The organism is Sinomonas sp. ASV486 (genome assembly GCF_030908215.1).
In the GTDB taxonomy this organism is placed as follows: Bacteria; Actinomycetota; Actinomycetes; order Actinomycetales; family Micrococcaceae; genus Sinomonas; species Sinomonas puerhi.
The window spans coordinates 245949-263221 of record NZ_JAVFJK010000002.1 but is presented as its reverse complement, the minus strand read 5'-3'; the positions used below and the strand labels follow the sequence as shown (position 1 = coordinate 263221).

15 protein-coding genes are annotated in these 17273 nt (G+C 66.3%); 5 read left to right on the top strand and 10 right to left on the bottom strand.

Features of this window, described 5'->3' with window-relative positions; all coding sequences use genetic code 11:
• Nucleotides 1–3 precede the first annotated feature (3 nt).
• Nucleotides 4–1335 (bottom strand): cytochrome P450, encoded by a 1332-nt coding sequence (locus RBS60_RS03950; protein ID WP_307956221.1) that lies wholly within the window; start codon nucleotides 1333–1335, stop codon nucleotides 4–6.
• Nucleotides 1336–2252: 917 nt separating this feature from the next.
• Nucleotides 2253–2594, bottom strand: coding sequence for a hypothetical protein (locus RBS60_RS03945; RefSeq protein ID WP_307956220.1), 342 nt, complete (start codon nucleotides 2592–2594; stop codon nucleotides 2253–2255).
• A 380-nt stretch (nucleotides 2595–2974) separates the two neighbouring features.
• Here RBS60_RS03945 and RBS60_RS03940 point away from each other — a divergent pair, with 380 nt between their 5' ends.
• The 3 genes from RBS60_RS03940 to RBS60_RS03930 are packed head-to-tail and all read left to right on the top strand — an operon-like array spanning nucleotide 2975 to nucleotide 5497.
• Nucleotides 2975–3832, top strand: coding sequence for a TIGR04255 family protein (locus RBS60_RS03940; RefSeq protein ID WP_307956219.1), 858 nt, complete (start codon nucleotides 2975–2977; stop codon nucleotides 3830–3832).
• Complete coding sequence (locus RBS60_RS03935) at nucleotides 3829–4515, top strand: hypothetical protein (RefSeq protein ID WP_307956218.1); 687 nt, start codon at nucleotides 3829–3831, stop codon at nucleotides 4513–4515. Before RBS60_RS03940 ends, RBS60_RS03935 begins: the two co-directional genes overlap by 4 nt.
• A complete protein-coding gene (locus RBS60_RS03930; protein ID WP_307956217.1) occupies nucleotides 4508–5497 on the top strand; it encodes a hypothetical protein in 990 nt (329 codons plus the stop codon). Before RBS60_RS03935 ends, RBS60_RS03930 begins: the two co-directional genes overlap by 8 nt.
• 166 nt (nucleotides 5498–5663) lie before the next feature.
• Here RBS60_RS03930 and RBS60_RS19610 read toward each other — a convergent pair whose 3' ends face one another.
• Genes RBS60_RS19610 through pip form a run of 3 tightly spaced genes read right to left on the bottom strand, consistent with a single transcriptional unit; the run spans nucleotide 5664 to nucleotide 7111 of the window.
• Nucleotides 5664–5834, bottom strand: coding sequence for a helix-turn-helix domain-containing protein (locus RBS60_RS19610; RefSeq protein WP_374049209.1), 171 nt, complete (start codon nucleotides 5832–5834; stop codon nucleotides 5664–5666).
• Complete coding sequence (locus RBS60_RS03925) at nucleotides 5795–6127, bottom strand: PAS domain-containing protein (RefSeq protein ID WP_307956216.1); 333 nt, start codon at nucleotides 6125–6127, stop codon at nucleotides 5795–5797. The genes RBS60_RS19610 and RBS60_RS03925 overlap by 40 nt, the downstream gene beginning before the upstream one ends.
• A gap of 33 nt (nucleotides 6128–6160) precedes the next feature.
• Nucleotides 6161–7111 carry a prolyl aminopeptidase gene (gene pip / locus RBS60_RS03920; protein WP_307956215.1) on the bottom strand — a complete coding sequence of 317 codons (951 nt, stop codon included), beginning with the start codon at nucleotides 7109–7111 and terminating at the stop codon, nucleotides 6161–6163.
• 118 nt (nucleotides 7112–7229) lie between these two features.
• Here pip and RBS60_RS03915 point away from each other — a divergent pair, with 118 nt between their 5' ends.
• Both RBS60_RS03915 and RBS60_RS03910 read left to right on the top strand, forming a co-directional pair.
• Nucleotides 7230–7670 carry an SRPBCC domain-containing protein gene (locus RBS60_RS03915; protein ID WP_307956214.1) on the top strand — a complete coding sequence of 147 codons (441 nt, stop codon included), beginning with the start codon at nucleotides 7230–7232 and terminating at the stop codon, nucleotides 7668–7670.
• Between the two features lie 170 nt (nucleotides 7671–7840).
• Nucleotides 7841–8452 (top strand): heme-binding protein, encoded by a 612-nt coding sequence (locus RBS60_RS03910; protein ID WP_307956213.1) that lies wholly within the window; start codon nucleotides 7841–7843, stop codon nucleotides 8450–8452.
• 121 nt (nucleotides 8453–8573) lie between these two features.
• Here the strand turns inward: RBS60_RS03910 and RBS60_RS03905 are convergent, their stop codons facing one another.
• The 5 genes from RBS60_RS03905 to RBS60_RS03885 all read right to left on the bottom strand — a co-directional run bounded on the left by RBS60_RS03905 (nucleotide 8574) and on the right by RBS60_RS03885 (nucleotide 17273).
• Nucleotides 8574–11471, bottom strand: a complete 2898-nt coding sequence (locus RBS60_RS03905; RefSeq protein ID WP_307956212.1) for an alkaline phosphatase family protein — start codon at nucleotides 11469–11471, stop codon at nucleotides 8574–8576.
• 288 nt (nucleotides 11472–11759) lie between these two features.
• A complete protein-coding gene (locus tag RBS60_RS03900; RefSeq protein WP_307956211.1) occupies nucleotides 11760–12167 on the bottom strand; it encodes a DUF1801 domain-containing protein in 408 nt (135 codons plus the stop codon).
• A 363-nt stretch (nucleotides 12168–12530) separates the two neighbouring features.
• Nucleotides 12531–15029, bottom strand: a complete 2499-nt coding sequence (locus RBS60_RS03895) for a glycosyl hydrolase 2 galactose-binding domain-containing protein (RefSeq protein ID WP_307956210.1) — start codon at nucleotides 15027–15029, stop codon at nucleotides 12531–12533.
• A gap of 90 nt (nucleotides 15030–15119) precedes the next feature.
• Entirely contained in the window at nucleotides 15120–16181 is a 1062-nt protein-coding gene (locus RBS60_RS03890; protein ID WP_307956209.1) for a glycosidase, read from the bottom strand.
• Nucleotides 16182–16226: 45 nt separating this feature from the next.
• Nucleotides 16227–17273, bottom strand: coding sequence for a hypothetical protein (locus RBS60_RS03885; protein ID WP_307956208.1), 1047 nt, complete (start codon nucleotides 17271–17273; stop codon nucleotides 16227–16229).

Here is a 17273-nt window from a genome sequence, read left to right as displayed (position 1 = left end):
GTCTCAGGCCTCCCACGAGACGGGAACGGAGATGGGGACGCGGAAGGAGAGGTTCTCGCGGAATTCGATGCTCTCGGGATCGTCGACGTGGAGGTGCGGGAGCTTGGCTGTGGCCTCTTCGAGGGCGATCTTGGCCTGGAGTTTGGCGAGCATGTTGCCCAGGCAGTAGTGGATGCCGAAGCCGAATGAGAGGTGTTCGCGGGCGTTCGGGCGGGTGATGTCGAAGACCTCGGGGTCCTCGAACTTGGATTCGTCCCGGTTGGCGGAGCCCATCACGAGGAGGATCTCGCTGCCCTTGGGGATGGCGACGCCGCCGATCTCGGCGTCCTTGAGGGCCTTGCGGCGCCACGCGACGATGGAGCCCGAGTAGCGCAGCACCTCGTCGATCGCTCCGGGGATCTTCTTGGGGTCCTCTGTCAGTGCGGCCCACGTGGCGGGGTCCGCGGCGAGGAGTCGGAGGGCGTTGGAGATGAGCGTCGTCGTGGTCTCGTGGCCGGCGAAGAGGAGGCTGTAGCAGACCGAGGCGATCTCGTGGTCGGAGATCTCGGCGCCGTCCTTCTGGGCGGTGACGAGGTCCGCGACGAGGTTGTCGCCGCCCTCGGCGTGGGCCTTGGCGACGAGGGCGAGGCAGGCCTGCCAGTACTCGACGAGGTTGTGGGCGTGGGGGATCTGCTCCTCGTCGGTGAGGTCGCCCCAGGTCATCGCGGCGCGGGAGTCGGACCAGCGCTTGTAATCATCGATCCTGGCGATGTCCTCGCCGATGAGGGTGAGGATCGTGATGGTCGGGACCTCGTAGGCGAGGTCCTTGACGATCTCGCCGTGGCCCGTGCCCTTCGCGATCATCGCGTCGAGGCGGTCGGCCACGTTCTGCCGGATGAACGGCTCGAGGACCTTGAACCGGCGCGGGGTGAACGCCTTCTGCACGATGCCGCGGATGCGGGTGTGCTCCGGGGGGATGCGGGCGGAGAGGCCCGAGTAGGCGGTGAAGCCGCCCTCGTTCATGATCTGGGTGGCCTGCGGGCCGCGCTTGCGGACCGGCGCCTGGGCGTTCTCGGAGGAGAACGTCTCCCAGTCGTCGAAGACGGCCTTGATGTCGTCATAGCGGCTGACCACGAAGTAGCCGATCCGCTCGTCGAACATGACCGGCTCCTCCGCGCGGAGGGCCGCGTAGGCGGGGAAGGGGTCCTTCATCTGGAACGGTTCGTAGCCGTGGTGGGTGGCGTTGTGGGTTGCGGCCGGCGCGGGGTTGGCGCTTGCCGCGGCGGTGCCCGTGTCGGCGCCGGCCTGTGCGCCGAACCCGAAGGGACAGCCCGTTCCCTGAGTCTCCAGTGACATCAGCACTCCTTGATCTGGTGGCCTTCGGCCCGGCTGGGGGCCGGGCCTGTGCGTCTGGATCAAGTGTGGTCCCGATCACCGACAAGTGCGCTGGCTCACCTTCCGCTCAGTGGAAGTAGCTTGGCCACGTCGACGACCCTGAACCGCTCGACGCCCTGAGCATCATCTTCCGTTCCTGTGCTTGCCCCGCGTGCATTTAGGTGCCGGCAACGATCGGATGCAAGGCCGATCAGCTTGAGAGCTGGCCCTGTCTGGCCTATCCCATCAAAGGCCTAGCACCGCCTTATGCCGAGACGGACGAATTGAGACCCATTGGCGAGACATCTTCGGCCCAAGGACTTAGTTGACTTTCCGTGGCGGTGCCGGACGCGGGGAGGACTCGGGCCCGTCGACCGGCAGTCCCGTCAAAGGAACGATTGATTGGAGCAGGTTCGTCAGCATTCGAAACCCTCATCAGGCAGATTCACCGTTAGGCCATGTGGAGGGCCAGCATCATAGGCATCTTCAGTGCGACAGCGTCAGAGTTCGCGCGTCGCGGGGGTCCTTAGCTAGCCACCGAGGGCGCTGCCGCCTTTCCAGACACTCTCCCCGCTTGACGTAGGAATCCGACGGGTAGCGGGTCTGCTGACGGTAGCCCCGCCTGGCGCCCACACTCCACGGGAGGCTGTGCACGGCCGCCGGCCGGATGAGGCGACCGTCTCGCGGGCCAGGCCCTGGCGGCTGTGTGCGGGCGGTCAGCTGGTCCTTGTCGTCCACATGTGTGCAGGGAAAGCCGCGGAGCGATGGAGCTTTCGCTGTGCACATGAGGGCGCGAGGCTAGCTGGCGAGCGGTCTCGGTTCTCTGTCTCGCTCGGCCAAATCGAGTGGCTTCATGCCCTCGACAAGCCGGCGGTAGCGGGCCTCAGATCATCCTTGGTCTAAGTCCCCTGGTTGACGCCAGCCGATGTGGGGGCAGTCGAGCGGCGCGTTGCGCGCTTGCGGACGCGTGCCTTCTTCTCCGGTTCGGTGAGGCCGGCGGTGCGGAGCTCTTCTGGGGTCCAGCCGGCCGTGAGGGCATTCCAGCGGCGGACGTCCTCGTCTTCGGCGGCCTTGAGCATTGCTTTTGCGTCGTCGAGTTCTTGGCAGGAGCGGACGAGGGCGCGGACGGAGTCCATGCGGGCGTTGAGGCGCTGGCGGAGGGCGTCTTCGATCTTGTGGCCGGTTGCTCTTGCCAGACTTGCGTCTGGGTCCCCGATCGTTGGGGTCGCTGCGCTGGGCATGGAGAGGCGGTGGGAGAGCTGAGGAGGAACCGGGCGCCGGGCATCGGCTCTCGCGTCGTCGTCGGGCGAACATCGAGGGTTAGTACGTCCTCGGTCTTTCTTAGGGGTTCGCTTCGCGGGCGTGGGCGCGGGCGTGACTGACCTCGCCAGCGCCGTCGGAAAGGCCTGGCGACGACCCGCTGTAAAGGACAGGTAAGGACGCCGCCGGTAACCCCGCTGGCCTAGACAGACGACATCGAGATCACCAGCTCGGCTCGGGCACCCTGTTCTGTCGGACCCAAGATGCATCATGACGACGAGGTCTAGCCATGGAGCGAGATCGTGAGAGATCATGGACATCCGACTGCTACTTTTCTGCTACTTTGGACGGGAGGGAGCGTATGCGTATCGAGACCAACGGCATCCGTGTCGACAGCGATGAGTGGGATGAGCCTCTGGGCGGAATCCGAGGTATGGGGCCGGTCACGCTGGAACGGACCCATCTTGAAGCAGCCATCGGCGAGGTGCGGTTCTCCTCCGATCGCTCGGAACTTCCCGAACGCGAAGCCGAGGCTATATGGGTGGGGCTCGGCCGGGATTCATTGCCGGTGTTTGAGAAGCACACCCAGAGCGTCGTTAGCGTGACGGTTGGACCCCAGGGTGCCTCCCAGACGGTTGAAGAGCAGCGCGGCTGGGTCTTGGCAACGGCTGACAAGAGTCTCCTGTTCACACTATTGCCGTCGACTGTGGTCGTCCAGACTTCGAAATATGAACGGTACAGCGCGAGTTTGGGCGACCGGCTGAAGGAAATACTCCCGCTCTTTACGGCTGCTACGAGAGTATCGAGAATTCAGCGTGTCGGACTGAGATTCATCAATCGCCTGTCCGATCCGGGGGCATTGCAACCACAATTTTGGAAAGAGCATATTCGCGAAGACTTTGCAGGCCCGCTTGCTGGCGGCCTCAGCGAGCTCGTCGTCGGCCAGCATCAGCAGACCCAGCTCCGGCTTGATTCAACTGCCACAGCGAGAATCCAGAGTGGCTTTTTCCAGGAGCCCGGAGCGCGCAGTCTCTACAGCTTCCTGATCGATCTAGACGTCTTTCGAGAAGCAACTTTTGTTTACGACGAAGTACTATGCGCAAACATGATGCGTCAGCTAAATCGGACTGCCCTAGCCTTGTTTGCGCATGTGCTTTCAGATAACTATTTGGCAGACTTAGGTCCGCTTGACCTAGCAAGGACGGAGAATCTGCAATGAGCATGGTAATTGCTCACTCTGGGGTAGAGACGACGGACGTTTTCGGTATCTCTGATTACTTCGACCCCTTCTTCAAGCGTTCCTCGCAAACAAGCCTCAATTCCGATCCAGTCTCGACAATGGTTGGAAGAATTATCGCATGGTGGGACGATCTGCCTGTCCACCCTTTTGCCGAAAGCGAATACGTTTTCCCACGACAGCCAGCCCAGGCAGTCGAGCATGTGGCATTCCTCTTGGGCATCTCAAATGAGAGAGTATTGGCGGCCGTCGGTATAAAACCTCGGACCTATTATGGATGGAAGACCGCAAACCACAGGGCCCGCTCGCAGAGCCTAGGAAAACTGTGGCCTATGACCGAGGCCATTCATTATATGGCGCACGCCCACCCGAATCTTGCAGCTTGGTTCAACTCGGAGTCACAAGCACAGGCACTCTTTGACGCTGGCAACATTGACCAATTGGTTCTCCTCGAACTTGATTGGGCCACGCGGAATTATCCTAGGCCGAGGCCTATTGCGCCAGATTTCGGGGATGGTAGTGGACTCGCCACACCTTTCAATGGGCCCGAGTCCGAGCCCGAGCCCGAGCAGGAACCTGGGCGCCAGAAGCAGAAGCGGCGCGTTGGACCTACCACTAGGGGTGTTGTCGAGGTGACGCGGCGTAACATCTCGAGTCATGAGTGAAGCAACGTCGGCCACCGGGGAGGGAGCGGCCTCTACCGTCATTCCGGAGCTGCAGGACGCACCCCTCGGCCAGCGCCCGTGGTCCGTCAATGACGCTATTGATTGCATCTGGGGCGAGCATGCTGACGCGCTCGGGCGGTGGAATCAGGGGGACCTGGTACTCGCTGTGCCTGTTACCTGGATTATTCCGCCGGGAATCGATCCTGTGACTGGCGCCGAAAACCCAGAAGAATTCGAGCTGCCCGCCTTCGACCAAAATGCCAACGGCAGTGCGATTATCTGCTCTCAGACCTGTGATTTGGGAGGGACCCCTCCAGGAAATCACCATCCTTTTGTCCTGTTCGCACCTCTAATTCAAAAATCTCGTATCGAAGGTCGAGCCAACCAGAAGCTAGCCGAGCAAAATAAAATTGGATATCTTGTGAGGACGCTTCCACCCTATCCTGCAACGCCTTCGGGCGAGCGGCCGACGAGCGGTGATGACATGTGGTTTGCCGATCTTAGGCTTATGTTCCCCGCATCAAAGGCGCTCCTTCTAAACAGGGAGCCGCTTCCTGGATTTGACAAAGAGGCGGATAGATTTAGGTTTGCCGAGACGATCGCTCAGAAATTTCGGCGCATTGCTTTGAATCCCATTCTATCTGAACGAGTGCCCGAGGAATTGCGGAAGTTCGTAATGGAAAACGGCCACACCAAGCAGGTTTTCGCAAAGGTGGAGCAGGTGCGACTCTTGATCCATGGAGACCACCTTCGGCCGGCCCGAGCCTCGTTCTTCGTTCTGACAGATGGCGTCGACCTCACCGACGAAGAACGGAGCGTGTGGACCCGTTTCCAGCAAAAGGTGGCCAAGATTATGTCTTCGCAGGGGATTATGTTGGCGCCGATGATCCATGCCGACGTCAATAGCGTTTCCGCAGCCAAGTATCGAGAGACAGTTCCCGTCCGGTGCGACCTTCTAGGCGGAACTGTTGCTTGGCCCTAGGGTCCTCGGCGCGTCGGAGCCGTATCAGCCTAATAGAAACCGGATTGCTGTGGTGGTGAAGCGCCGCCTGCCACAGTTTTCGGAGCTTTTACTTGACATAAGTAAGTTCTCGGCGCGCTGGTCGCGGACGCTTCCCGTTCAGGCGCTAGCTGTGGCCGAGCGACCGTCACTCGCACTCAGCGTGGTTCCGCGCCTCGTCGAGGTACGAATACGGCGTCACCCGCGAAATCCCCAGTCGCGCAGCAACGCGATCAATGCCCTTCCGCACCTGCAGGACTCCCTTCCGGTCGAGCTTGGTCAGGATGGCGATGCGGTCGTCGCGGCTAATCTGGTCCACGGGCTTGCCGCGCGGATGGCCTCGGTGACCATCGCGTCCATCATGGCTACGAGGTCGCGGCTGAAGAACTCGTTCTGATGCTCAGGGGAGTCCGACGCGGCCGCCGGCAGCAGCCCCTGGAAGAGGGACTGCAGGCTCTGGATGGTGCTGACGTCGAAGTTGATGCAGAGGGCGGCGATGATGCGCCCGGTCGAGTTGCGGAAGTAGACGGAGGAGCACCGCAGCTCGCGGCAGTCGGCCGTGAAGCCTCGGTAGCCGGACGCGTTGTGGTCCGCGCCCTGGTTGTGGAGCACGCGGTGGATTCCTGCGGATTCGGCGGGTGCAGGTCAGGTCTGGGCTAGCAAGTCCAGGGCGGCGTCGAGGAGTTCCATCTCGCGGGTGCCTCCGTGCCCTTCGTCCTCGATGATGCTCAGGGTGCTCGCTGGCCACTCCCGGTGGAGCCGCCAAGGGGTGATCGCGGGGCCGCTGATGTCGCGCCTGCCGTGGATCAGATGAGCAGGGATGTGGCCGAGTTCGCCGACCCTTTCGAGGATCGCGTCGTCGCCGGTCAGGAACGCGTCGTTGGACCAGTAGTGCGTCACGAGTGTCGCGAAGCCCAGTCGCTCGGCGTCGTCCTCATGTTGGACGCCCTGCTGGTCGGGGCTGTCGAAGGAGATGTGGGCGCTCTCCCAGGTGTCCCAGGACAGGGCCGCGGCGGCGCGGTCGGCAGGGTCGTCGGAAGCGAGCCGCCGGGCGTAGGCCTCCACCACGCGTTCGCCGTCGTGCCGTTGCGAGGCGGCCTCGAAGTCCTGCCACGCCTCGGGGAAGATGCGCCCGACGCCCTCGGTGATCCAGTCGACCTCCTCGCGCCCGGTGGTTGTCACGGCCACCAGCGCCATCCCGAGGACCCGCGTGGGGTGGGCTAGCGCGTAGGCGAGGGCGAGCGTCGTGCCCCATGAGGCGCCCGCGAGTACCCACCGCTCTATGCCCATAGTCTGGCGCAGGCGCTCGATGTCGGCGACTAGCCGGCCGGTGGTGTTCGACTCGAGCGACTCGGGTGCCTCGCTCGCGAGGGGCCGACTGCGCCCGCATCCGCGCTGGTCGATCCCGACGATCAGGTACCGCTCGGCGTCGAAATGGCGGCGGTATCCGTCGCTTCCCAGACCCGAGCCGGGGCCGCCGTGCAGCCAGAGCGCGGGGAGTCCGTCCGGGTTCCCCGACGCCTCCCAGTACAGCTGCGCGCCGTCCTCAAGCTCGAGGAGGCCCGACTTGAAGGGCTCGATGGGAGGGTACTTCATGCCCCCAGCGTTCCACTGGACGGCGGTCGCGTACAGGCCTAACAGCGCGACGCAGAGCGCGTCAACGATCAGCACGCCAGCCCTCGTCCCCTCCCGTGTACGGCATTACGATCGGGCCATGGCGGACACCTATTCAGCCCAGACATCGATCACGATCAACGCCGCGATCGAGCGCGTGTGGGACGCGCTCGTCGACCCCGAGACCGTCTCGCTGTACCTCCACGGGACGACACTCGAAGCCGACTGGCGCCTAGGCGGTTCTGTGACTTGGAGCGGCGAGTGGAAGGGCCAGTCCTATACGGACAAGGGCACGGTCCTGCGGTATGAGCCGCCGAGGGTGGTGAGTACGACCCATTGGAGCCCGTTGGCCGGCACCGCGGACTCTCCCGAGAACTACCACCACGTCACCTACGAGCTGACGGAGCAGGACGGTGCCACGACTCTGACTCTGACCCACGGCAACAGCCCCACCCAGGACGACGCCGAGAACATGGTCGCCAACGCGTGGGCGCCCGTACTTGCAGACATCAAGCGGGTGGTCGAGGAGGGCCAGCCGTAGCGCTGGTGAGGCCGCGAACCCGAGCCGGGGACGCGCCGTCGTGCGCCACAGGCGCCGCCCGAGGCCGCCCCACAGGGATTCGACCACCGACGACGGCCTGCCCGCAGCGCTGAGCCGAGCCCGCCCGACCCTGTTCTTGGCCCGATCGCGGGCGTAGCGTCTGGGGGAGGATGACTGAACAGCAGCCCTACGAGCTTGTGCGGCGGTACGCGGACTTCGAGCTGCGGCGGTACCCGGTGCATACGGTGGCGGAAGTGGGGGTCGATGCGACGTTCGACCGCGCAGGCAACGCCGCCTTCCGCCACCTGTTCAACTACATCAGCGGCAACAACACGGCCCGGCAGTCCCTGGCGATGACTGCCCCCGTGCTCCAGGGCGACGCGTCGGCCCGGAAGCCGCCGTCCCAGAAGGTGCAGATGACGGCGCCGGTGCTCCAGCACCGACCCGAGGATGCCGGCCCGGCCGTCGCCGGGGAGTCCGGCGAGCGCGCGTACGTGATCGCATTCGTGCTCCCTGCCGGAATGACCGAGGATACGGCCCCGGTGCCCGCTGACCCGCGGGTGAAGATCCGGACCGTGCCGGGCTCCACTGCGGCGGTGGCCCGCTTCTCCGGCCGCGGAACCGAATCTGATTTCGCGAAGCGCAACCGCGAACTCCAGGCCGCCCTGGCCGCAGCCGGGCTGAGACCTTCAGGCGCGCCTCGCTTCGCCCGATTCGACCCGCCGTTCAAGCCCTGGTTCCTCCGCCACAACGAGGTCATCCAGGACGTGGCGCTGGAGTAGGGCGTCGCCGCCGGCAACCTCGTGCCACGAACGACTGAAGGCCGCCTCGGTTTCGAGGCGGCCTTCAGCTTCGTCAGAAAATGCTTCGGTGACCGGCGGTCACCGACCGGTCAGGGGTCCGTCAGCCGTCCGCGTGGTCGGTCGAGTCGGCGGCGATGCCCGGCACGTCGTTCGGGCCGTAGACCTTGGCGTCACCCGGGTACGGGGTCTGCCAGCCATGGGTCTGGTACCAGGTCCACCGGTTGAACAGGTACGGGTTCGCGAAGTCTTCCTTCGCCCCGTTGCCCGTCAGGTGCTGCTGCTCAGACCAGGTGTCCCATTCCTCGGCGATGTCCTGCATCGAGGCCGGGACGGCGGCCGCCTGGGCCGCCGCGGTGTTGACCGCGGCCGCGGCGGCACCCGTCTGCCCCAGCGTGTCGAGGCCGCAGGCCGGGGCGGTCTTGACGCCTTCGGTCAGGGGGACCTGGTTCGGGACGGCCGTGTACGGCGTCATGTCCGGCTTGTTGGTGAACGCATCGAACATCGGGGTGGCCGCGGCGACCTTCTGGTTCAGCGGCTGGGCGCCGAGGATCTGCTGGATGGTCCGAACCATGCTGATCTGGGAGTAGAAGGTGCTGACGGTCTGGCCGTGCACGGCGTACGGGCTGATGACCTGGACCGGGGCGCGGTGGCCGTCGACGTGGTCGGCGCCGTCCTGGCTGTCGTCCTCAGCGATGAAGATCGCCGAGTCCTTCCAGTACGGCGAATGCGAGATCTCGTCGACGATCTTGCCCACGGCGAGGTCGTTGTCCGCGACCTGCGCCTCGGGGTCCGCGGTGCCGCCCGTGTGGTCACTCGAGAGCCAGGTCATCTGGAAGTTCTTCGGACCGTTCTTCTCGAAGTCCTGCTTCCACGTCTCGTAGCGGTAGATGTCCGGCACAGCGGTGTCGAAGGGTGCCGCGTTCGTGTCCCCGATCGCGTTCAGCGACGGGATGGCCGAGCTGGAGTGCATCTGGAGGGCGGGGGTGAAAAGCTGCGACGGGTCGCCGCCGGCCATCGTGCTCGTGGCAGCGCAGTAGTACTGCTGCCAGGTTGCGCCGGCCGGCTTGCCCTCGCCGTACTCGAACTCGCCGTAGTTCCTCGCCGTGTTGCCCGCGGACTGGATCGAGGTCCACAGGAACCCGGAGCGCTGGTGGCCCAGGACGTCCTCTTCGGTGTCGTAGGAGCGCTTGTACTCGCCGGCGCTGGTCTCCGTGTACGCGGGGTTGTCGCCCTGCATCATCCAGTTGTGGCCCTCGGCCGAGTTCGTGCCGATGTCGTAGGTGTTGTCGTACAGCCCGAACTGGGTGGCCAGCGCGTGCTGGTTCGGGGTGGCCTTCGCGCCGAACTGCGCGAGCGAGGCGTCACCGTTGCCCTGCTTCATGTCGCCGTACACCTGATCGTAGGTGCGGTTCTCCTTGACGATCAGGAAAACGTGCTTGATCGTCGACGGATCGCCGATCCGCTTCGGCACCGCCACGGCCGGGATCTTGGCGGCCTCTGCGGCCGTCGCCTCCTTGACGGAGCTTCCGTCCCAGCCGTTCTGCTCGAAGACGGTTTCTGTGTACTGCTGGATCTGCTCGTCGCTCGGCAGCGTGAACTTGGTGAGCGAGGCAGTGGTGGAGTGCGTTCCGTGGCCGGTAGCAACCGTGGTGCCCGGACCCTTGTTGAAGCTCAGCACCGGGCCGCGCGCGTCGATGCCGCGGGTGTTCGTGACCACGATCTGGCCGTTCACCGCCGCGACGTTCTCCGGATAGTAGTCCGTGGGCAGCAGGCCTATGTAGCTGGCCGGATCCTTCGGGTTCTGCTGGTTGACCTTGTAGACGGCGATGGCGTTCGCGCGGCCCAGCGAAACCAGCAGGTGATCACCCTGCATGGTGATCGCGGTCGGCGCGTAGCCAACCTGCGACGAGGCCCACGGCTGGGTCGCGATGGTCTGCACCACCTTGTTGGTCGCCGTGTCGATAACCGAGACGGTGTCGCTGTTCGTGTTGGCCACGTACAGGGTCGAGCCGTCGAGGTGCATCGCGGTCGGGTGCAGCTGGACGTCGATCGACGAGACCGGCGCGGCGGCGCTGGCCGTGTCGATGACGCTGACCGTGCCGCTCGTCGAGGTGCCGAGGTAGGTGTCTGCGGGAACCTGGGTGCCGTAGGAGCCCATCGTCGTGTCGCCGGCGGCGGCCCGGTGGCCGCCCTCGTTGGAGACGTACAGCTTGGTCCCGACGAACTTGAGCTGGCGGGGGGCGATGCCCGTGCTGAAGGTCTGGGTGACAGTGCCGGCAACTGAGTCGATCGCGACGACGGTGTTCTGGCCGTTGACCGCCGCGTACAGCGTTGATCCGTCCGGAGAGAACGCCATGCCAGCGGTCAGCGCCTGCTTGCCGCCCGCAGCTGGGATGCTGATCGTGGTGCCGGCGCCGAGCGAGCCGTCCGGGTTGAACGGGTAGCGCACGATGCCCGAGGCGACCGGGGCGTAGAGGAATTTGCCGTCGGGCGAGAATACCGGGCCCTCCTGTCCGACCGAGCCGTCGGAGATGTGCTGGTAGGCCATGCCCAGGTAGCCTGCGTTGGTGGAGGCCGCCGTGAACGACGTGGCCGAGAGGGTACCCGCTGCGGCCACCGGCTTGTAGGTCTTGAGGTCGAAGACCTGCAGGTCGACTGACCGGTCGGCGCTGGTCCCGACAAGGTAACGGCCGTCTGGGCTTACCACCGAGCCCATGATCTTGCCGAACGGCGTCATCAGGCGGTCGCCGATCGGCTTGATGACCTGGTTCGAGGAGATCTGCTCCCCGTCCTCGTACTGCGAACCGACCTGATTCTGGCCGAACTGGATCGTCGACGCCGCTGCGATACCGCCGCCCAGCAGGGCGAGCGAGCAGCTGGCGGCCACGATCGCGAACGGCCTGCGCCCGAGCCTGGGCGGCGACAGCCGACGCAGGCCGTGGGACAGGCTTGGAGGGAGGATGAGGGTTCTTCGGTTACCTGTTGACCGTCCGGCCATTGCGGTGCTCCTCTTCTCAGCCCAGAGCGCTGACGGCGCAGAGGGAGGGCGAGATTCTCTGATGGTTGCGGGTGAGCCCTCGTCCGCTGGGGGGACGCTGCACGAGGGCTCGATCCCGGCCTTTCGATCTTTCGCGCCCAGCATTACGACGCTGTGAATTGCCTGTGTCGCGCCGCCTAACTCACACAGAACAGCGGCGGCCGCTCCGCCGCCGTCGTCCGCTCTCCCGTCAGCGCCTCGTCTCGTACCGGGTCAGGATGCGGCATCCCCTACTTGCGACCATTGAGCCTAATCCGGGGATGGAGTGCCGCTCTTGATCCGTCGCCAGCCTCCGGCGCGGTTGTTGACGATGATGGCGCGGAACATTGCCAGCAGGGCCGTCCAGTTGATCTCGTCATCCCGGTAGATCTGGACGGCCCGAGCTGTGGAGTTCCCCTGGCCCTGATTGATGATGCCGTGTGGATCGGCCGCCGTGGGGTCGTAGAGGAAGATGTTGACGTGGTCTTTGGCAGCGAGCAGGGCGCAGATATTGCCCTTGAGCACGAAGTACGGTTGCACCGATCGCTTGATGGTCTCCTCGACCTCTGGATCGGCCTCGCGGGCCAACGCGCGGACCTCGCGGCAAATAGCTTGCTGCCACTCGGGCAGCCGGTCGATGTACTCGTCGACGCGGGGGTCGGAAGGAGAGGCGTTCACCGGGCAGCACTCACGGGGTCGACTCTGACGGTGACAACGTCGGCAGCCGATAGCTTGCCGTCGCGCCATCGTGGGGACTCGCCAAGGAGGACCCTGTCCATGGCCACAGCGAAGGTCATCACCCCACCAGCCTTGCGCCACCAACCCACTGCACACAAGCGCCGGGAGCACGCCAAGTGGCCGGGACACGACGTACATTGCGACGTGGACAGCGGGGCGGGTGCCTAACCGCTCAGCGCCTCGTCTCGTACCTGGTGAGGAGCGCTCCGCCGGAGAACTTGCGCGTCCCCAGAAGCGATCGCGGGCGAGGGCATGTGAGTGAGTGGACGTCGTTAGTCAGCGTTGGACCTTCGTCGTTGACGCTTAGCCCCGACGAGGGTGCACGAGCTGGTTCGCCGTCCGCAGCACCTCGCGGCTAGTGAGCTCGTCGAGGGTGAGCGGCGCGTCGGTGATGACGAAAAACTCGGCCGTCTCCCCGGGCAGGAGCGTCGCCAGGGCGCGGTCGACCGTGGCGTCGGGATCGAGCTTGTCGGCAAGGACGGTCACATCGCGGAGCAGGGTCCGCGCGGTGATCCTGAGGCGGAGCGCGTCGCCCTGGCGTTCGAGGTCCGCGGTGAAGCGGTCCTCCTCGAGCGACTGGTCGCGGTACTCCGCGAAGAACCAGAGGGCCCGGGCGCCGTCGAGCTCCGCGACGACCATCTCCGCCGCGGCGTAATCCGGTGCCTGGACCGACTCGGGGAGGACGGCGTCGAAGCTGCCACGCGCCGGCACGGTCACCAGGGCGGTTTCCGCGGCGAGCACTTCCCCGGAGAGCATCCGGCGCTCGAGGCTCAGCGCACCGGTCCACGGAACATCGGTGTCATTGACCGCGGCGGCCCGAAGGCCTTGGCCGGACCGCAGGGGCTGGACCGTCAGGAGCCGATCAGCGTTGGCAGCGCGAACGGCGGCGTACAGCGGCTTCTTCCGGCCGTCCCCGTCCACGGCGGCCCACGAGGTGACCGGCCAGCAGTCGTTCAGCTGCCAGACGATCGATCCGGTGCAGTGCGGCGCGAGGGACCTGAACCACTCGATCGCGGTCCGCACGGCGTTGGCCTGGTTGAGCTGCATGGCCCAGTGCCAGTCGTGCATCTCCTGGGGAACGGGCAGGTGCGGGACGAGCCCGCGGGTGAGCTTCGTGTACCCGTCACTGGCCTTCTGGTGGGCGATCATCCCCGGCGATTCGGGCGTGAGCGGGCTGTCGCTCACGGCCGCGGTGAGCGTGGACCAGGCAGGAGGGCCCTGCCACCCGAACTCGGCGACGAAGCGGGGCTGGTAGTCGCGGTAGTGGACGTAGTCCTTGTCATTCCACAGGTCCCAGATGTGCATGGTGCCCCGGGACGGATCGTTGGGCTGAGGCCCGGGAGGGGCCTCGCCGTCGGGGACGGGCGTGAAGGGCGAGCCCGGAGTATAGGGGACGTGCGCGGCGAGTTCGGCCACGAGGCCGGGGAAGAGCTGGTAGTAGTAGTCGGCGCCCCAAGTGCGCCCGTCGAGGAGGTGCTCCCAGTTCCAGTCGCGGAATCCCCAGAGGTTCTCGTTGTTGCCGTTGAGGAGCACGAGGGAAGGGTGCGCGGCGAGGCGCGCCACGGCTTCGCGGGCCTCCGCCTCGATCTCGGACCGGAGAGGCTCGTCCTCGGAGTACGCCGCGCAGGCCAGGAGGAAGTCCTGCCACGTCAGGAGGCCGGCCTCGTCGCACAGCGAGTAGAAGTCCTCGCTCTCGTAGATCCCGCCGCCCCAGACGCGCAGCAGGTTGAACCCGGCGTCCGTGGCCTGCCGGATGCGCTGTACGTACCGCGCCCGGTCGACGCGGTGGGGGAAGGCATCGTCGGGGATCCAGTTCGCCCCCTTGACGAACACGGGACGCCCGTTGACCTCGAAGCCGAAGCCGACCCCGGCGGCGTCGGCCGGCATGGTCAGGGTCACCGTGCGGAACCCGATACGGCCGCTCCAGGAATCCAGCGGAACCCGGCCCTCGTCGCCGGCCGTGCTGAGTTCGATCGTCAGATCGTGCAGCGCCGGCTCGCCATAGCCGCGCGGCCACCAGAGCTCCGGCTCGGGGACCGAGAGGACGACGGCCGACGACGTGCCCCCGGCTCCGAGGGCCACGCTGGCGCTGGTGACGGCACCGCCACCGGGAGCCCCCACCCGCGCGACGACGACAAGGGGCTCGTTGCCCGTGCGGTCGACGTCGACGTGGACGGTGACGAGGCCGTCCGCGCCCTCCACGGTGGCGACGGGCCGCACGGAGACCAGGCGCGCAGTCGACCATTCCTCCAGCAGGGCCGGGCGCCAGATCCCCGCCGTGGCGGTGTCCGGCCCCCAGTCCCAGCCGAAGCCACAGGCCATCTTCCGCAGCGCGTTGTAGGGGTGGTGGTTGGCGTGCGGGCGGGCACCGAGCTCGAGGGAGCGCCGATCGGCCTCGCGCACGGCCGAGGAGAAGCCGACGGTGAGGCTGTTGCTGCCCTCCTCAAGGAGGTCCGTGACGTCGGCCCGGTACGTGCGGTGCATGTTCTCCGCGGCGAGGACCACGCGGCCGTTGAGGCTGACGGTCGCCACGGTGTCGAGGCCCTCGAAGACGAGCTCGGAGCGCTCGCTGGTCCGTCGCCACTCGAACGCAGTGGCGTAGCGCCAGTCGGACTGTCCGATCCACGCCTGCTGCGCCTCGTTCGAGTCCAGATACGGGTCCGTGATGAGGCCCGCGGCGAGCAGGTCGGTGTGAACGCTTCCGGGAACCGAGGCGGGCACGCCGTCCAGGTCGAGGCCGGCCGGACGGGGGCCTGCCGTGTGGGACATGGTCCAGTCGTGGACCATCGGGATTCGCTTCAAGGGGGCTCCAGGGCGCGGGACGGCGTGAGGGCGGTCAAGGGCGGGCGGGGGACGGCGACGAGGCTCCTGTGGGCCGTCCCTCCGCTGCGGTCAGCGGACGTCGAGCCGTGCGACGCCGATCTTGGAGTCGGCCATGCCATAGAACACGAAGCGGTCGTCGCCGATCCGCTCGAGGGCCGTGGGGAAGACGACGTTCGGGACGATGCCATCGCGCTCGTCGTCGGTGTCCGCGGTGAGGAGCGGCGCCGTCGCGCGCGAAACGACTTTCCACGGTTCCTCGGCGTCGAGGATCATCGCCCCGGCGCTGTAGCTGACGTTCTGCTGCTGGGCCACACCGGGCACGAGCTCGCCGACCACGCCGTGGTAGAGCAGGAGCCAGCCTTCGTCGACGCGGATCGGCGCGGGGCCGGAGCCGATCTTGGTCTGCTCGAAGGGCGTCTCGGGCCACGCCACCACCCGGTGCCCGCGCCAGCGTGCGAGCGCAGCGAGGTCCTTCTGCACGGCGTCCACGGGTACGAAGCTGATCCAGATGCTTGGACGGGGGTCGGGCAGGCCTAATGGGGGCCGGGCGGTCTCGCCGGGCCGGATGTCTTGGAGGTCCCACGACGGCCGGTGCAGGATCGCGAAGCTCAGGACCCCGTCGGGGTCGCGGACAGGCTCGGGGAAGAAGACCGCGTCCTTGTTGGGGTAGAGGCCGAGGTCGACGCCGGCCTCGTCGTCGTACTCGAACGTCACGGGCCCGAGACGGCGCCACGACCGCTCGTCGGAGGAGACCGCAACGGCCGTGCGGGGGCCGAGGGGCCCGTACGCGACGTACGTCATGACGTTCAGGCCGAGGTCGGGGATGAACGTGACGCGCGGGTCTTCGACGCCAGCGTTCTGGGCGCCCTGCTCCCAGACCCGTTCGGGGGAGAGGACAACGCCTTCGCGGGCGACGTCGACGGGGACGCCGTCGGCGACCTTGATCTCGGCGAGGCCGATGCGGGAGACGTTGCCCGCGGCGACGAGGCGCGGCAGGAGGTAGAGGCGCCCGTCCGCCGAGCGGACCGTCGCGGGGTTGAGCACCCCTTCGGCTTCGAGGTCGTTGTCCGGCTCAGGGCACATCAGGACGCCGACGCGGGTCAGGGCATAGGGAAATTCGGTGCTGGTCATGGGCTCGTCCTCAGGTGTAAGTCGTGTCAGTGAGCAGGCGGAAGGTCAGTTCTCGGACCGGTAGAGGTAGAGCTCGCGCCGGTCGGAGGGCGCGTCCCAGCCCTGGGCGAAGGTCCACCGCCCCTCGTAGCTGATCAGACCGCCCCATGCGAGGGAGCCGCCGCGGTGGAGGGCCAGCTGGGTGAACGGGTCCTTGAGGTCGTAGAGGGCTTGGGCGGCGGCGAACTGACCGTCATGGTCGCCGTAGAAGAAGTCCAGGACGAGATGGTCCCTGGTGACGACGGCGCAGGCGACCTCGTGCAGGTGCCCGAGGGAGGAGACGTCCAGATAGGGCTGCTCGTTGAAGGTCCAGTCCTCGAAGTCGGTGGAGCGGCCCACGATGGGCCGTCCGTTGCAGCCCTCGGAGAGGAACATCAGGTATTCGCCCCCGATCCTGACCGCCGCGCCCGTTCCGTCGGTGGGGACGACTGCTCCCTTGGCCCACAGGTGGGTGATTTCGTGGGGGACCGCCCGGCCGCGCTTCTCCCAGTGGACGAGGTCGTCCGAGACGGCCAGGTTGATGTCGCATCCGACCTCTTCGAGCGGCCATCCGGGGGAGGGGTAGGCACGCTGCTCGTCAGTGCCCTCCAGAGGCCAGATGCCGTTGTAGAAGAGGTAGTAGCGGCCGTTGACGCGGTAGACCTTGGGGTCTTCGACTCCGAGGAGCTCGTTGTCAAAGGTGGGGTAGACCACCGGGTTCTCACCGTCCGTCCAGCCGTGCCCGGGAGTGTAGACGGCGGTGCCGATCCGGCTATCGAGGCTCTCCTTCCGGGGGGAGGCCCGGTAGAACAGGTGGAGCCGGCCGTCCCGTTCGATGAGGCTCGGGTTGAAGATCGACGCCGAGGTCCAGCCGATCCCGGTTGGATCGGGCCACTGGCCCTCCAACCGGAAGGTGAGCGAGTCATCGCGGCGGAAGGGGCCGACGGCCCACTCGGGCCTCTCGTCCCAGTCCGCGGAGAACTTGTCGGTGGAAAGCGCGTCTGTCGTGGCGTTGGAGTGCTGGAGAGCGCGGTCGAGGCCGTCGCGCAGGAGGTCTGCTGTGAGGTTCTGCAT

Coding starts and splice junctions, on each gene's coding strand:
- RBS60_RS03950 (WP_307956221.1), bottom strand. CDS start 1,335: ATGTCACTGGAGACTCAGGGAACGGGCTGTCCCTTCGGGTTCGGCGCA.
- RBS60_RS03945 (WP_307956220.1), bottom strand. CDS start 2,594: ATGCCCAGCGCAGCGACCCCAACGATCGGGGACCCAGACGCAAGTCTG.
- RBS60_RS03940 (WP_307956219.1), top strand. CDS start 2,975: ATGCGTATCGAGACCAACGGCATCCGTGTCGACAGCGATGAGTGGGAT.
- RBS60_RS03935 (WP_307956218.1), top strand. CDS start 3,829: ATGAGCATGGTAATTGCTCACTCTGGGGTAGAGACGACGGACGTTTTC.
- RBS60_RS03930 (WP_307956217.1), top strand. CDS start 4,508: ATGAGTGAAGCAACGTCGGCCACCGGGGAGGGAGCGGCCTCTACCGTC.
- pip (WP_307956215.1), bottom strand. CDS start 7,111: ATGAAGTACCCTCCCATCGAGCCCTTCAAGTCGGGCCTCCTCGAGCTT.
- RBS60_RS03915 (WP_307956214.1), top strand. CDS start 7,230: ATGGCGGACACCTATTCAGCCCAGACATCGATCACGATCAACGCCGCG.
- RBS60_RS03910 (WP_307956213.1), top strand. CDS start 7,841: ATGACTGAACAGCAGCCCTACGAGCTTGTGCGGCGGTACGCGGACTTC.
- RBS60_RS03905 (WP_307956212.1), bottom strand. CDS start 11,471: ATGGCCGGACGGTCAACAGGTAACCGAAGAACCCTCATCCTCCCTCCA.
- RBS60_RS03890 (WP_307956209.1), bottom strand. CDS start 16,181: ATGACCAGCACCGAATTTCCCTATGCCCTGACCCGCGTCGGCGTCCTG.
- RBS60_RS03885 (WP_307956208.1), bottom strand. CDS start 17,273: ATGCAGAACCTCACAGCAGACCTCCTGCGCGACGGCCTCGACCGCGCT.